The 13714-nt window shown below is 64.4% G+C and carries 17 protein-coding genes; 8 read left to right on the plus strand and 9 right to left on the minus strand.

Annotated elements, in window-relative coordinates:
* Positions 1 to 16: 16 nt before the first annotated feature.
* From nusB to nrdR, 6 genes are all read right to left on the minus strand, one after another.
* Positions 17 to 517, minus strand: a complete 501-nt coding sequence (nusB, locus tag V3H56_RS24180; protein ID WP_042729444.1) for a transcription antitermination factor NusB — start codon at positions 515 to 517, stop codon at positions 17 to 19.
* Positions 514 to 990, minus strand: coding sequence for a 6,7-dimethyl-8-ribityllumazine synthase (ribE, locus tag V3H56_RS24185; RefSeq protein ID WP_030140459.1), 477 nt, complete (start codon positions 988 to 990; stop codon positions 514 to 516). The genes nusB and ribE overlap by 4 nt, the downstream gene beginning before the upstream one ends.
* A 216-nt stretch (positions 991 to 1206) precedes the next feature.
* Complete coding sequence (ribBA, locus tag V3H56_RS24190; RefSeq protein ID WP_042729445.1) at positions 1207 to 2298, minus strand: bifunctional 3,4-dihydroxy-2-butanone-4-phosphate synthase/GTP cyclohydrolase II; 1092 nt, start codon at positions 2296 to 2298, stop codon at positions 1207 to 1209.
* Between the two features lie 16 nt (positions 2299 to 2314).
* Positions 2315 to 2980, minus strand: coding sequence for a riboflavin synthase (locus tag V3H56_RS24195; protein ID WP_053144091.1), 666 nt, complete (start codon positions 2978 to 2980; stop codon positions 2315 to 2317).
* Between the two features lie 46 nt (positions 2981 to 3026).
* Entirely contained in the window at positions 3027 to 4160 is a 1134-nt protein-coding gene (gene ribD / locus V3H56_RS24200) for a bifunctional diaminohydroxyphosphoribosylaminopyrimidine deaminase/5-amino-6-(5-phosphoribosylamino)uracil reductase RibD (RefSeq protein ID WP_338473945.1), read from the minus strand.
* Positions 4157 to 4621: a transcriptional regulator NrdR gene (gene nrdR, locus V3H56_RS24205; RefSeq protein ID WP_013694316.1), complete on the minus strand. Its 465-nt coding sequence runs from the start codon at positions 4619 to 4621 to the stop codon at positions 4157 to 4159. The genes ribD and nrdR overlap by 4 nt, the downstream gene beginning before the upstream one ends.
* Positions 4622 to 4748: 127 nt before the next feature.
* Here nrdR and V3H56_RS24210 point away from each other — a divergent pair, with 127 nt between their 5' ends.
* The 3 genes from V3H56_RS24210 (at position 4749) to trxA (ending at position 6920) form a co-directional block, all read left to right on the plus strand.
* Positions 4749 to 5213: a YbaY family lipoprotein gene (locus tag V3H56_RS24210; RefSeq protein ID WP_042729448.1), complete on the plus strand. Its 465-nt coding sequence runs from the start codon at positions 4749 to 4751 to the stop codon at positions 5211 to 5213.
* Positions 5210 to 5869: a 50S ribosomal protein L11 methyltransferase gene (locus tag V3H56_RS24215; RefSeq protein WP_053144087.1), complete on the plus strand. Its 660-nt coding sequence runs from the start codon at positions 5210 to 5212 to the stop codon at positions 5867 to 5869. Before V3H56_RS24210 ends, V3H56_RS24215 begins: the two co-directional genes overlap by 4 nt.
* Positions 5870 to 6047: 178 nt before the next feature.
* Positions 6048 to 6920, plus strand: coding sequence for a thioredoxin (gene trxA / locus V3H56_RS24220; protein ID WP_053144085.1), 873 nt, complete (start codon positions 6048 to 6050; stop codon positions 6918 to 6920).
* A gap of 41 nt (positions 6921 to 6961) precedes the next feature.
* Here trxA and V3H56_RS24225 read toward each other — a convergent pair whose 3' ends face one another.
* Positions 6962 to 7321, minus strand: a complete 360-nt coding sequence (locus V3H56_RS24225) for a hypothetical protein (RefSeq protein ID WP_123579622.1) — start codon at positions 7319 to 7321, stop codon at positions 6962 to 6964.
* A 126-nt stretch (positions 7322 to 7447) separates the two neighbouring features.
* On the opposite strand from V3H56_RS24225, the gene V3H56_RS24230 reads away from it, so the two are divergent.
* The 5 genes from V3H56_RS24230 (at position 7448) to V3H56_RS24250 (ending at position 11629) form a co-directional block, all read left to right on the plus strand.
* Complete coding sequence (locus V3H56_RS24230; RefSeq protein ID WP_212803077.1) at positions 7448 to 8035, plus strand: DUF2796 domain-containing protein; 588 nt, start codon at positions 7448 to 7450, stop codon at positions 8033 to 8035.
* A gap of 139 nt (positions 8036 to 8174) precedes the next feature.
* On the plus strand, positions 8175 to 8885 hold the full coding sequence (locus V3H56_RS24235) for an ABC transporter ATP-binding protein (RefSeq protein ID WP_212803078.1): 711 nt from the start codon (positions 8175 to 8177) through the stop codon (positions 8883 to 8885).
* 1 nt (position 8886) lies between these two features.
* A complete protein-coding gene (locus V3H56_RS24240) occupies positions 8887 to 10152 on the plus strand; it encodes an ABC transporter permease (protein ID WP_123579619.1) in 1266 nt (421 codons plus the stop codon).
* 11 nt (positions 10153 to 10163) lie between these two features.
* Positions 10164 to 10682, plus strand: a complete 519-nt coding sequence (locus V3H56_RS24245) for a DUF3299 domain-containing protein (protein WP_042729455.1) — start codon at positions 10164 to 10166, stop codon at positions 10680 to 10682.
* A 248-nt stretch (positions 10683 to 10930) separates the two neighbouring features.
* Positions 10931 to 11629 carry an OmpW family outer membrane protein gene (locus V3H56_RS24250; protein ID WP_042729456.1) on the plus strand — a complete coding sequence of 233 codons (699 nt, stop codon included), beginning with the start codon at positions 10931 to 10933 and terminating at the stop codon, positions 11627 to 11629.
* Between the two features lie 135 nt (positions 11630 to 11764).
* On the opposite strand, the gene V3H56_RS24255 is transcribed toward V3H56_RS24250, so the two are convergent.
* The gene (locus V3H56_RS24255) at positions 11765 to 12694 is read right to left on the minus strand and encodes an NAD-dependent epimerase/dehydratase family protein (RefSeq protein WP_042729457.1); all 930 of its coding nucleotides are present in this window, start codon (positions 12692 to 12694) and stop codon (positions 11765 to 11767) included.
* Positions 12687 to 13571 carry a sugar nucleotide-binding protein gene (locus tag V3H56_RS24260; protein WP_338473946.1) on the minus strand — a complete coding sequence of 295 codons (885 nt, stop codon included), beginning with the start codon at positions 13569 to 13571 and terminating at the stop codon, positions 12687 to 12689. Before V3H56_RS24260 ends, V3H56_RS24255 begins: the two co-directional genes overlap by 8 nt.
* Between the last annotated feature and the right edge of the window lie 143 nt (positions 13572 to 13714).

Here is a 13714-nt window from a genome sequence, read left to right on the forward strand (position 1 = left end):
CCGCCGCAAGCGCCGTTCAGCGCTTGAACGCCTTCACTTCAGCTTCACGCAGGCGAGGGGCCAGCTTGTCGAGGACACCGTTGACGAACTTGTGGCCGTCGGTGGAACCGAAGACCTTCGCCAGCTCGATTCCCTCGTTGATCACCACGCGGTACGGAACGTCGACGCGCTTGAGCAGTTCCCAGGTGGACAGGCGCAAGACCGCCAGTTCAACCGGGTCCAGCTCTTCGATGGTCAGGTCCAGGCACGGCGCAAGCGCGGTGTCGATTTCGGTCTTGAACTGCGGAACCCCGTGAAGGATTTCGCGGAAGTAGGCGCCGTCGACATCACTGAAATCGTTATCGACCCGGAACTGCGCTTCGATCTCGTTCAGCGATTGCTTGGCCATGTGCCATTGATACAGCGCCTGAGTCGCGAGCTGACGGGCTTCGCGACGCTTGGCGCTTTTCGACGGCTTGCCGGCATCGGCGGGCTTGGGATCGCGCGGGTTGAAACGATCGCTTTCGTCGCTAATCACTTGGCCTCCAACTGCGCCAGCAGGCTGACCATTTCCAGGGCGGACAGGGCAGCCTCGGCACCTTTGTTACCGGCCTTGGTGCCGGAACGTTCGATGGCTTGCTCGATGGAATCAACCGTCAGTACGCCGAAGGCGACCGGTACGCCGAATTCCATGGACACCTGGGCCAGGCCCTTGGTGCATTCGCCGGCCACGTATTCGAAGTGCGGGGTACCGCCACGAATGACCGCGCCCAGGGCGATGATCGCCGCATATTCGCCCTTTTGCGCGACTTTTTGCGCAACCAGCGGAATTTCGAAGGCGCCAGGGGCGCGGATGATGGTGATGTCGCTTTCGCTCACGCCATGGCGAACCAGGGCATCGACCGCACCGTCAACCAGGCTCTCGACCACGAAGCTGTTGAAACGGCCCACTACCAGAGCGTAGCGGCCTTTAGGGGCGATGAAGGTACCTTCGATGGTCTTCAGGGTCATTCGTCAGATCTCTTAAAGAGCCAGAGCGCGTTCTTTACGCGCTCTTTCAGTGATATTAGCCACGAATACAAAGCCTCAACGCAGCGAAGTGTAAACCTTTGTGGGAGCGGGCTTGCCCGCGAAAGCGATGGAACCTTCAACATTGATGTCGACTGACACATCGCCTTCGCGGGCAAGCCCGCTCCCACAAGGGCCCCCTTCACTGAACAAGGGCCATTATTCGGAGGGCACGTATTCTACAACTTCCAGATCGAAACCGGATATCGCATTAAATTTCATCGGTGCGCTCATCAGGCGCATTTTACGCACGCCCAGGTCGCGAAGGATCTGCGAACCGGCGCCGACGATGCTGTAGGTGGTCGGCTTTTTCACCGCCGCCTGGTCGCCGGTCTCGCGGATGTGCGCCAGCAACACATCGCCATCGAGCGGATGCCCGAGCAGCAGGACCACGCCACTGCCGGCCTCGGCCACCGCCGCCATGGCGGCCCGCAGGCTCCAGCGGCCTGGCTGCTTGACCATCAGCAGGTCGCGCAGCGGGTCCATGTTATGCACCCGCACCAGGGTCGGTTCGTCGGCGCACACGGTGCCCAGGGTCAGCGCCATGTGCACGTCGCCTTCCACCGAATCACGGTAGGTCACCAGGTTGAACTGGCCCAGCTCGCTGTCCAGGGGCTGCTCGGCAATCCGCTGAACGGTACGTTCGTGGATCATCCGGTAGTGGATCAGGTCGGCGATGGTGCCGATCTTGATGCCGTGTTCGGCGGCGAACGCTTCCAGCTCCGCGCGACGGGACATGGTGCCGTCATCGTTCATCACTTCGCAGATCACACCGCTGGGCTCGAAACCGGCCATGCGCGCCAGGTCGCAAGCCGCCTCGGTGTGACCGGCGCGGGCCAGGGTGCCACCGGCCTGGGCCATCAGCGGGAAGATGTGGCCAGGGCTGACGATGTCTTCGGCCTTGGCGTCTCTCGCGGCGGCCGCCTGCACGGTGCGCGCCCGGTCCGCGGCGGAGATACCGGTGGTCACGCCCTCGGCGGCCTCGATGGACACGGTGAACTTGGTGCCGAAGCCGGAACCGTTGCGCGGCGCCATCAGCGGCAGCTTCAGCAGTTCGCAGCGCTCGCGGGTCATCGGCATGCAGATCAGGCCGCGGGCGTGCTTGGCCATGAAGTTGATGTGCTCGGCCTTGCAGCACTCGGCGGCCATGATCAGGTCGCCTTCGTTCTCGCGGTCTTCGTCATCCATGAGGATGACCATCTTGCCTTGGCGGATATCTTCGACCAGTTCTTCGATGCTATTGAGCGCCACGCGGCACCCCCTTGGGTCAGGATTTGAGGTAGCCGTTGGCGGCCAGGAAACTTTCGGTGATATTGCCGCCGGATGCAGGCTCCGCGGCCTTGTCACCGAGCAGCAGGCGCTCCAGGTAACGGGCCAGCAGGTCGACCTCCAGGTTGACCCGGCGACCCGGCCGATACGAGGCCATGATGGTTTCGCTCAAGGTGTGCGGAATGATCGTCAGCAGGAACTCGGCACCGTCCACGGCATTGACCGTCAGGCTGGTGCCATCGACGGTGATCGAGCCTTTATGGGCGATGTACTTGGCCAGCTCCTTCGGCGCGCGGATACGAAACTCCACGGCCCGTGCATTATCGGTACGCGAAACCACCTCGCCGACGCCGTCCACGTGGCCGCTGACCAGGTGGCCGCCCAGGCGGGTAGTGGGAGTCAGGGCTTTTTCCAGGTTGACCGGGCTGCCGCTCTTGAGGTCGTTCATCGCGGTGCAGTCGAGGGTTTCGCGGCTGACGTCTGCCAAAAAGCCATTGCCCGGCAGCTCGACGGCCGTCAGGCACACGCCATTGACCGCAATGCTGTCGCCCAGCTTGACGTCGCTCAGGTCGAGCTTGCCGGTTTCGACGTGGACCCGCACATCCCCGCCCTTGGGAGTGAGTGCACGGATGCTGCCGATGGATTCGATGATGCCGGTAAACATGGAGTCCTCCTCGAGAACAGGCCGCCGCTTGCGCGAAAGCCGGGAATTATACGCTGGCCGGGGACACGGGAACGGCGATGACTCGCCAGTCATCGCCCACGGCGCGGATTTCGGTGATTTTCAGTTCCGGGGCGTCTTTCATCCGCGCCAGCGGCCAGTCCAGCAACGGACGCGCCGAGGAGCCGAGGAACTTGCCGGCGATGAACAACTGGAATTCGTCCACCAACCCTTGCCGGGCGAACGCCCCTGCCAGGCGCGGACCGGCTTCCACCAGCACCTCGTTGACGCCGCGGGCGGCCAGCGCCACCAGCAATTGATGCAGATCGACCTGCCCGTCATCCCCCGGCACCCGCAGGCATTCGGGGCCATTGGCGTATTGTTCCTCCACCGCCATGCAGGTTGCGACCAGCGCCGGGCCGGCCTTGAAGAACGCCGCGTCCAGCGGGACCCGCAGGCGACCGTCCACCAGTACCCGCAGTGGCGGACGGCTCATGGCCAGGGCGGTCTGCTGCGCGTCGAGCCCGAGTTCATCGGCGCGCACGGTCAGCCGGGCATTGTCCGCCAGCACCGTATCGGCGCCGGTCAGCACCACGCTGGCCTGGGCCCGCAGGCGTTGCACCGCCGAACGTGCGGCCGGGCCGGTGATCCACTGGCTCTCGCCGCTTTCCATGGCCGTGCGGCCATCGAGGCTCATCGCCAACTTGACCCGCACGAACGGCAAACCGTGCTCCATGCGCTTGAGGAAGCCCGGGTTGAGGGCCCGCGCCTCGCCTTCGAGCACACCGCCCTCGCAGGCGATGCCGGCCTGGGCCAGCCGTTGCAGGCCGCGACCGGCAACCTCCGGGTTCGGATCCTGCATCGCCGCGACCACCCGGGCCACGCCGGCGTTCACCAACGCATCGGCGCACGGGGGCGTGCGCCCGTGGTGGCTGCACGGTTCGAGGGTCACATAGGCGGTGGCACCCCGGGCCAGTTCACCGGCGGCGCGCAAGGCATGGACTTCGGCATGGGGTTCGCCGGCGCGCACGTGCCAGCCCTCGCCGACCACCTGCCCGTCACGCACGATCACGCAACCGACCCGGGGATTGGGGTGGGTGGTGTAGTGACCGCGTCGCGCCAGCTCCAGCGCACGGGCCATGTAGTGGGCGTCAAGGACTGCCTGCTGCGCCGCGCCGGTCATTCTTTCACCGGTTCACGGGCCAGGCGGTCGATTTCCTCGCGGAACTCGTTCAGGTCCTGGAAGCGTCGGTACACCGAGGCGAAACGGATGTAGGCGACTTCGTCGAGCTTCTGCAGCTCGGCCATCACCAGCTCACCGACCACCAGGGACTTGACCTCGCGCTCGCCGGTAGCCCGCAGCTTGTGCTTGATGTGCACCAGCGCCGCTTCCAGGCGCTCGACGCTCACCGGACGCTTTTCCAGGGCGCGCTGCATACCGGCGCGCAGTTTTTCTTCGTCGAACGGCTGGCGGCTGCCGTCGGTTTTGATCAGGCGCGGCAACACCAGTTCAGCGGTCTCGAACGTAGTGAAGCGTTCGCCGCAGGCCAGGCATTCACGCCGGCGGCGGACCTGTTCGCCCTCGGCGACCAGTCGCGAGTCGATGACCTTGGTGTCGTTGGCACCGCAGAAGGGACAGTGCATGGTGGCAGGCAACAAAAAAAGGGAGGGCCATGGTAGCGCATCCCACTGGCAAGACAAGCCATAGGGTTTACGGTATACAGACGGGCTTACCGTCTGATTCATGGAAATTACCTTGCTGGAGCCACACATGCCGCTACGATCGCTCGTTTTGCTCAGTCTTTTCAGCCTGCTGATGGCGTGCAGCAGCGATGCGCCCAAGCCCGCTGCACCCGCACCGGCACCCGCACCGAAACAGGCCCAGGAAAAAGCCCGCCAGGCGGCCGAGCTGGGCCCGCTGCCCGCCTACCAGCGCGAATTGAGCGGCACCTTGCAAGGCGTACCGGCCGGGGCCGAAGTCGAACTGGCGCTGCTGGTGATCGATGACAAGGACCGTCCACAACAACTGCTTGCCAGTTCCAGCCTGATCGGCACCAACCAGGCCCTGCCCTTCCACCTGCGGTTCAACCCGGAAGCGTTTCCGGTCGGCGCCCGCGTGGAACTGCGTGGACGGGCCAGCCAGTCGGGCCAGTTGATCCTGCACCTGCCGGAACAGCGCATCACCCAACCGACCACCCAGGCCCTGGGCGCCCTGCAATTCGTCAAGGCGCCATGAACGCCCCGCACGACCTGCAAGAGGCCTTGGGCCAATTGCTGGGAGACGCGCGCCTGGTGGCCTGCCCGCTGCCCGACACCGACCTGAAGCTGTGGCTGATCGACGGCGACAACATGGACCGCGCCTTCAGCCCGGAAGAAACCCGGCGCATCCTTCACGAACCGCCCTACTGGAGTTTCTGCTGGGCCAGCGGCCTGGCCATGGCCCGCTACCTGGTCGAACAACCGCAGTGGGTCGAGGGCAAGCGCGTGCTGGACTTCGGCGCCGGCTCCGGCGTGGCCGGTATCGCCGCGCTCAAGGCCGGGGCGCTGGAAGTGGTGGCCTGCGACCTCGATCCGCTGGCGATCGCCGCGTGCCGCGCCAATGCCGCGCTCAACGGCGTGGATCTGGGGTATTCGGCGGACTTTTTCGCCGAGGCCGACCGCTTCGACCTGATCCTGGTGGCCGACGTGCTCTACGACCGGACCAACCTGCCGTTGCTCGATCAATTCCTCAGCCGTGGCCGCGAGGCCTTGGTGGCCGATTCAAGGGTGCGGGATTTCCAGCATCCGCTGTACCGGCGCATCGAAAGGCTGCAAGCGATGACCTTGCCGGACCTGGCTGAGCCTGAGGAGTTTCGGCACGTGAGCCTGTATCACGCGCGGCGCGAGAGTTAAAAGCTTCGCGAGCAAGCCCGCGCCCGCAAGGGATCTCAAGTGTTCGCGCGCGCCCTGTGGGAGCGGGCTCGCTCGCGAAGGCGGCCTACCCGATACCACGGGACGAAAGACCTCCCCGCTTTCAGCTACCCCCACCAAGCCGTATAGTTGCCCCATTCAAGCGTTCTACGAGATTCCCATGAGCCAGGACACGCCTTACATCTTCGACGCCACCACCGCCGACTTCGACCAGTCGGTGATCGCGAACTCCTTCCACAAACCGGTGCTGGTGGATTTCTGGGCCGAGTGGTGCGCGCCGTGCAAGGCCCTGATGCCGATGCTGCAAAGCATCGCCGAGAGTTATCAGGGTGAACTGCTGCTGGCCAAGGTCAACTGCGACATCGAACAGGACATCGTCGCCCGCTTCGGCATCCGCAGCCTGCCAACCGTGGTGCTGTTCAAGGACGGCCAGCCCGTCGATGGCTTCGCCGGGGCCCAACCGGAATCCGCGGTGCGGGCAATGCTCGAGCCGCACGTGCAGATGCCGCCGCCAGCCGCCGCCGACCCGTTCGAGCAGGCCCAGGCGCTGTTCGACGACGGCCGTTTCGCCGACGCCGAAGCCCTGCTCACGGTGTTGCTGGGCGAAGACAACACCAACGCCAAGGCGCTGATCCTGTATGCCCGTTGCCTGACTGAACGGGGTGAACTGAGTGAAGCCCAGACGGTGCTCGATGCGGTGAAAAGCGACGAACACAAGGCCGCCCTGGCCGGTGCCAAGGCGCAGATCCAGTTCCTTGACCTGGCGAAAAACCTGCCGGACGCCGCCGACCTCAAGGCCCGCCTGGCCAAAGACCCGCAGGATGACGAAGCGGTGTACCAGCTGGCGATCCAGCAACTGGCGCGCCAGCAGTACGAACCGGCCCTCGAAGCCCTGCTCAAGTTGTTCATGCGCAACCGCAGCTACAGCGAAGGCCTGCCGCACAAGACGCTGCTGCAAGTGTTCGAGCTGCTGGGCAACGACCATCCACTGGTGACGACCTACCGCCGCAAGCTGTTTGCCGCGTTGTACTAAAAAGCAGTGGCGAGCGACGAGCCTCAAGCGGCAAGACGGTTCTAGCTTGCAGCTTGCCCTCCGGCCCAGCTATAGAGCGGCGTGTCGCCGCCGCTCAATACCTTGACCTCGGCACTGTGTCGCAACCGCACCAGCAAGCGTTTGCCCGCCGAGGCGCTGCCCGTCAATCCTTCCAGTTGCTCCAGCAGGTCCGGACCACTGAGTTGTCCGGCCTTGCGCAGCAGCTCCTTGGCGATCTGCCACAGCGCATCGTCCTGATTGGCCGGTCTGGCCGCAGGTGCCGCCGCCTCGGCGGGCTTGATCACCTGCAACTGCGCACCCAGCTGCGCCCAATCGCCCTCGTCCATGTCGATCGACAAGTCCACCGGCCAATCGCCGACCGTTCCGCGTATCCGCAACATCACCGTGCTCCTGAATATTTCATGTACGCATGCTCCCATGGCCCTTGCGCGACGCCAAGCAGGCGGTCAAACTCTGTTCACGTTATAAGATTACATAACAGATCATCGACCTCTCGGAGACCCGTCATGCGCCGTTTGCTTCTCGCCCTGCCGTTCGCCCTGCTGCCCCTGGCCGTCGCTCACGCGGCGGTGGAGCACGACCATGACCACGAGCATGAACACGGCAGCCTGGGTGCCCACGAACACGGCGTCGGCCGGCTCAACGCCTCGCTCGACGGCCAGACCCTGGAACTGGAGCTGGACAGCCCGGCGATGAACCTGGTGGGTTTCGAACACCCCGCCACCAGCGACGCCGACAAAGCCAAGGTTGCCGCTGTGCGGGCGAAGCTGGAGAAACCGGCAACGCTGGTCAACCTGGCCGATGCCAAATGCACCCTGGAGCAGCAGGAACTGGAAAGCCCGCTGTTCGGCGATGAGCCGGACCACGAGGACCATGACGAAGAGGCCGATGGCGACGAGCATCACCACGAGCACAGCGAAATCCACGCCCGCTACCAGTTCCGTTGCGTCGCACCCAGCGCCTTGACGCACCTGGACCTGACGTCGCTGTTCAAGGTCTTCCCGGCCACCCGGAAGATCCTCGTGCAGATGATCGGCCCGAACGGCCAGCAAGGCGCGGAACTGACGCCCGAAGCACCGGCCCTTAAATTTTAAGAATTGCGCATCCCCCCTGTGGGAGCGGGCTTGCCCGCGAAGAGGCCGGCACATCCAATACAGATGCAGCCTGACACACCGCTTTCGCGAGCAAGCCCGCTCCCACAGGGGCTACTCCACAATCCTGACGTTGGCCACCATGACCCAAGCACTCATCGAACTGTCCGACCTGGGCTTCAGTTGGCCCGGGCATCCGCTGCTGCTGGACATCCCGGCGTTTCGCCTGGAAAGCGGCGAGACGGTGTTTCTCAAAGGCCCGAGCGGCAGCGGCAAGACCACCCTGCTGGGATTGCTCGGCGGCGTGCAGACACCGGACCGGGGCAGCATCCGCCTGCTTGGCCAGGACCTCAGCAAACTGGGCGCGGGCAGCCGGGACCGGTTTCGCGTGGACCACACCGGCTACATCTTCCAGCAATTCAACCTGCTGCCGTTTCTCTCGGTACGCGAGAACGTCGAGCTGCCCTGCCACTTTTCCAGGCTGCGGGCGCAACGGGCCAGGCACCGTCACGGCAGTGTCGACCAGGCCGCAGTCACGCTGCTAACCCACCTGGGGCTGACCGACCCCAGTTTGTTGGAACGCCGGGCCGATTCGCTGTCCATCGGCCAGCAGCAACGGGTCGCCGCCGCCCGGGCGTTGATCGGCCAGCCGGAGCTGGTGATCGCCGACGAGCCAACCTCGGCCCTGGATTATGACGCCCGGGAAAACTTCCTGCGGCTGCTGTTCGCCGAATGCCGCGAGGCCGGCGCCAGCCTCTTGTTCGTCAGCCACGACCAGAGCCTGGCGCCGCTGTTCGACCGCAACCTCTCGCTGGCCGATCTCAATCGCGCCGCCACGCCTGTCGAGGTCTGAGATGTATTTGTTCCGTCTTGCCATGGCCAGCCTGGCGAACCGCCGTTTCACCGCGATCCTCACCGCGTTCGCCATCGCCCTGTCCGTCTGCCTGCTGCTGGCGGTGGAGCGGGTGCGCACCGAGGCGCGGGCCAGTTTTGCCAGCACCATCAGCGGCACCGACCTGATTGTCGGCGCCCGTTCCGGCTCGGTGAACCTGTTGCTGTATTCGGTGTTTCGCATCGGCAACGCCACCAACAACATCCGCTGGGACAGCTTCGAACACTTCGCCAGCAACCCGAAAGTGAAGTGGGCCATCCCTATGTCCCTCGGCGACTCCCACCGCGGCTACCGGGTGATGGGCACCACCGAGGCCTACTTCGAGCATTACCAGTACGGCCGCCAGCAACACCTGGAACTGGCCGATGGCCGGGCCTTCGCCACCGACCCTTTCGAAGTGGTGCTCGGCGCCGAAGTGGCCGAGGCGTTGCACTACAAGCTCGGTGACAAACTGGTGCTGGCCCACGGTGTCGCGGCGATCAGCCTGGTCAAGCATGACGACAAGCCCTTCACCGTGGTGGGCATTCTCAAGCGCACCGGCACCCCGGTGGACCGCACGCTGCACATCAGCCTCGGCGGCATGGAGGCGATCCACATCGATTGGAAAAACGGCGTGCCGGCCCAGGGCAACGGCCGCATCAGCGCCGACCAGGCACGCAACATGGACCTCACGCCGCAAGCCATCACCGCGTTCATGCTCGGCCTCAACAGCAAGATTTCCACCTTTGCCTTGCAGCGCGAGATCAATGAGTTCCGTGGCGAACCGCTCTTGGCGATCCTGCCCGGCGTGGCCCTTCAGGAATTGTGGAGCCTGATGGGCACGGCGGAAAAAGCCTTGTTCGTGATCTCGCTGTTCGTGGTCCTGACCGGTTTGATCGGCATGCTCACGGCGATTCTCACCAGCCTCAACGAGCGGCGTCGGGAAATGGCCATCCTGCGTTCGGTGGGCGCGCGGCCCTGGCACATCGCTAGCCTGCTGGTGCTCGAAGCCTTCGCCCTGGCGCTGGCCGGGGTGGTCGCCGGGCTGGCCCTGCTGTACATCGGCATCGGTGCCGCCCAGGGTTATGTACAGTCGGCCTATGGCCTGTATCTGCCGCTGGGTTGGCCGAGCGAATATGAATGGACGCTCATGGCTGGCATCCTGATCGCCGCCCTGCTGATGGGCAGCGTGCCGGCCTGGCGCGCCTATCGCCAATCGCTGGCCGATGGTTTGTCGATCCGTTTATGAGGACCGTGAAGATGCCCCGCGCCCTGTTTGCGCTGTTGATGATGGTCGCCCTGCCCCTGTGGGCGGCCGAGCCGAGGGACCTGGCCTGGACCGAAATGATCCCGGCGGGCGCACCGCCGGAAGTGCCGAACATGACCCCGCTGCACGACCTGTCGCAGATGGGCAACGCCCTGGCCGCCGAGTCCGCCCCCGCGGCCAGGCAGGACTTGCCCAACGCACCGGTGGTCAAGGAACTCGACGGCCAGCGGATTCGTTTGCCGGGCTACATCGTGCCGCTGGAAGTCAGCGAGGAAGGTCGCACCACGGACTTCCTGCTGGTGCCGTACTTCGGCGCCTGCATCCATGTACCGCCACCGCCCTCCAACCAGATCGTGCATGTGAAGAGCGAAGTCGGGGTCAAACTCGACGAGTTGTACCAGCCCTACTGGGTTGAAGGGCCGATGCAGGTCAAGCCGTCTACCAGCGAACTGGCCGATGCCGGGTATCAGATGGAGGCCGAAAAGATCTATGTGTATGAACTGCCAGAGTGAATCGGGTGTTGATGGGCAGTCCGTCAGATAGCTATCGCGAGCAAGCTCGCTCCCACAGGAGAGCTCAGTGCCTATGCGACCTGTGTGGGAGCGAGCTTGCTCGCGATGGGGCCGTCAAGGCTTGCTCATCATCATTTCATTGAGCTGAGTCAATTAATCGACCAAGACTCATTGAGCTGTGTCAAAAGACCGGGCCAGGCGGCTCCGTACCATGGGACATCCCTTTTGAAATGTCCTCTGGAGCCCCCATGCACAAGTCCTTGCTCAGCGCTTCCCTCTTTGCCCTCGCGCTCGCAGCCCCACTCGCCCAGGCCCATACCGCCGGCGATATCATCGTTCGCGCCGGTGCCATTACCGTCAATCCAGAGGCCGACAGCGGCAGCGTCAAGGTCGACCGCGGTCCGCTGGCCGGTGCCGACCTGGGCGGCAAGGCGACCATGAGCAGCGACACGCAACTGGGCCTGAACTTCGCCTACATGATCACCGACAACCTGGGTATCGAATTGCTGGCGGCCTCGCCGTTCGAGCACGACGTGAAGATCAAGGGCACCGCCCTGGGCGCTGCCAACAACAAGCTCGGCACGCTCAAGCACCTGCCGCCGACCTTGAGCCTGGTCTACTACCCGCTTGACGCCAAGTCGGCTTTCCAACCTTATGTCGGCGCCGGCATCAACTACACCTGGATCTATGACGAACACGTCGGCAGCGAAGCCAGCGCCAACGGCTTCAGCAACTTTCGCGCGAGCAACAGCTGGGGCATGGCGTGGCAAGTGGGCGCCGACTACATGCTGACCGACAACATCATGATCAACGGCCAGGTGCGCTACATCGACATCGACACCACGGCGTATGTCGACAACAACGCCGTGGCCGGAGGCACCCGGGCCAAGGTGAATGTCGACGTGGATCCATGGATCTACATGGTGGGGTTGGGCTACAAGTTCTAAGCCGGACCTGAAGATACAAAAATCCCTGTGGGAGCGAGCTTGCTCGCGATATCGGTGGGCCAGTCAATATGATTGCTGGCTGATCCACCGTCATCGCGAGCAAGCTCGCTCCCACAGTTGTTTGGGGCGGTGATCTCAGCGGCCCAACAGCCGCGCCAGGCCTACGCTCATCGGCGTCTGCGGTGGGAAGCTGAAGCGCTGCAACAACCGCTGGTTGTCGGCCCGCGAGTGGCGAATGTCACCGGAACGCACCGGGCCGTAGCTGACCGGCGGCAAGTTGCCGATCACCGCCGCCAGCGCCTCGAGCAACTGCTTGAGGGTCGTCGCCTGGTTCCAGCCGACGTTCACCGCGCCCACTTCCACGTCCGGTTTCTCGATGGCTTGCACCAGCAAGTCCACCAGGTCTTCGACGTAGACAAAATCCCGGGTCTGCTCGCCGTCGCCGAACACGGTGATCGGCAGGCCTTTCTGCGCCCGTTCGCTGAAGATGCTGATGACCCCGGAATACGGCGAGGACGGATCCTGGCGCGGGCCATAGATGTTGAAGAAGCGGAACACCACCGGCTCCAGCGCGTGCTGGCGGCGATAGAAATCGAAGTAGAACTCGCTGGCCAGTTTGTCCGAGGCATACGGCGTCAGCGGCGCCTTGGGCGTGTCCTCGTCGATGGACTGGCCTTCGCCGTTGTTGCCATAGACCGCCGCGCTGGAGGCGAACAGCACCCGCTTCACGCCGGCCTGGCGCATGGCCTCACAGACATTCAGCGTGCCGATGAAATTGCTCTGGTGCGTACGCACCGGGTCGTCCACCGAGGCTTGCACCGAGGCCACCGCGGCCAAGTGCGCCACGGCACTGCAACCGACCATGGCCCGCGCGACCAGGGCGGCATCGGCGACGTCGCCTTCGATCAGCTCGACGGCCGGGTTGTCCAGCGGCAGGTTGCTGCGCTTGCCGGTGGACAGGTCATCGAGGATGCGCACCGAATGTCCCTTGGCGAGCAAGGCGTCGGTCAGGTGCGAACCAATGAAACCCGCACCGCCGGTGATTAAAACAGGGCCGTCAGCCATGGCGATAGAACCTATCCAGTAAGCCTGGGAGCGCCGCGCGCCAGGCGCGGGGCTTGATCCCGAAGGTGTGCAGAATTTTCTTGCAGGCCAGCACCGCGTGTTGCGGTTCTTCCGCGGCGTCCGGGCGTGCAGCGTGGGCCTGGGCCGTGGGCGACTCGATCGCCAGCGGATGCAGGGCCCGGGCTTCGGTCAGGATCGCCTGGCCCAGCGCCAGCGGCGTGGTCGCCTCATGCCCGGCGTAATGATAGGTGCCCCACAGCGGCGCTGCGCAATCGAGTTGCTTGAGCACCGAAATGATCACCCGCGCCGCATCGTCCACCGGCGTCGGATTGCCCCGACGGTCGTCGGCCAGCAACAGTTCTTCCGGCTGTTCAGCCCGGGCCAGGAAGCGTCCGAGGATGCCGTCGGCGCTGTCGTCCAGCAACCAGCCGAATCGCAGCAGCACATGTTGCGGGCAGGTGGCGCGCACGCTTTGTTCGATCCGCCACAACGCCTGGCCGCGCAGGCCCAGGGGCACCGGCTCGTCCTTTTCGCTGTAGGCCGTTGCGCGGGAACCGTCGAACACCCGATAGCTCGACGGTTGCAGCAAGATGATGTTGTGGTGCTGGCACAGTTCGGCCAGGCGCTCGACGGCGCGCTCCTGGCTGGTCAGGCGCTGCTCGCTGACAGCCTCGGCCTGGAACCAGTCGAAGTAGTACGCCAGGTTGATCAAGGCGTCCGGCCGGGTGTCGTCGAGCAACTGCGTCAGGCTCGCGGCATCCCAACCGTCTTCAGGTGGGCGGGGGGCAAGAAAACCGATGTCTTCTTCTGCACCGAGGCGAATCAGCGCCTGCCCAAGGGCATTTCCGCCGCCCAGTAACATAAGGCGCATTCGCATAAAGTCAGCAGGCCCAGTCTGTTGGCACAAGAATTTGGTCGACAACGCCCGCAGGCGTTGCCGGAATCGTTGCATTTTGCGGGTTTAGTGCGCAACCGTCATCCGTAATGTGCAGATCCTGGAGGTGGGCTGTCCTTCAGGCC

Source organism: Pseudomonas sp. MS646, from assembly GCF_036693845.1.
Lineage (GTDB): Bacteria > Pseudomonadota > Gammaproteobacteria > Pseudomonadales > Pseudomonadaceae > Aquipseudomonas > Aquipseudomonas chlororaphis_E.

Bases quoted from the DNA above. Each gene is read 5' to 3' on its own strand.
- V3H56_RS24210 (WP_042729448.1), top strand. From the start codon at position 4,749: ATGCCGCTACGATCGCTCGTTTTGCTCAGTCTTTTCAGCCTGCTGATG.
- V3H56_RS24235 (WP_212803078.1), top strand. From the start codon at position 8,175: ATGACCCAAGCACTCATCGAACTGTCCGACCTGGGCTTCAGTTGGCCC.
- trxA (WP_053144085.1), top strand. From the start codon at position 6,048: ATGAGCCAGGACACGCCTTACATCTTCGACGCCACCACCGCCGACTTC.
- nrdR (WP_013694316.1), bottom strand. From the start codon at position 4,621: ATGCACTGTCCCTTCTGCGGTGCCAACGACACCAAGGTCATCGACTCG.
- V3H56_RS24215 (WP_053144087.1), top strand. From the start codon at position 5,210: ATGAACGCCCCGCACGACCTGCAAGAGGCCTTGGGCCAATTGCTGGGA.
- ribE (WP_030140459.1), bottom strand. From the start codon at position 990: ATGACCCTGAAGACCATCGAAGGTACCTTCATCGCCCCTAAAGGCCGC.
- V3H56_RS24245 (WP_042729455.1), top strand. From the start codon at position 10,164: ATGCCCCGCGCCCTGTTTGCGCTGTTGATGATGGTCGCCCTGCCCCTG.
- V3H56_RS24255 (WP_042729457.1), bottom strand. From the start codon at position 12,694: ATGGCTGACGGCCCTGTTTTAATCACCGGCGGTGCGGGTTTCATTGGT.
- ribD (WP_338473945.1), bottom strand. From the start codon at position 4,160: ATGACCGGCGCGGCGCAGCAGGCAGTCCTTGACGCCCACTACATGGCC.
- V3H56_RS24250 (WP_042729456.1), top strand. From the start codon at position 10,931: ATGCACAAGTCCTTGCTCAGCGCTTCCCTCTTTGCCCTCGCGCTCGCA.
- V3H56_RS24225 (WP_123579622.1), bottom strand. From the start codon at position 7,321: ATGTTGCGGATACGCGGAACGGTCGGCGATTGGCCGGTGGACTTGTCG.
- V3H56_RS24260 (WP_338473946.1), bottom strand. From the start codon at position 13,571: ATGCGAATGCGCCTTATGTTACTGGGCGGCGGAAATGCCCTTGGGCAG.
- V3H56_RS24230 (WP_212803077.1), top strand. From the start codon at position 7,448: ATGCGCCGTTTGCTTCTCGCCCTGCCGTTCGCCCTGCTGCCCCTGGCC.
- V3H56_RS24195 (WP_053144091.1), bottom strand. From the start codon at position 2,980: ATGTTTACCGGCATCATCGAATCCATCGGCAGCATCCGTGCACTCACT.
- V3H56_RS24240 (WP_123579619.1), top strand. From the start codon at position 8,887: ATGTATTTGTTCCGTCTTGCCATGGCCAGCCTGGCGAACCGCCGTTTC.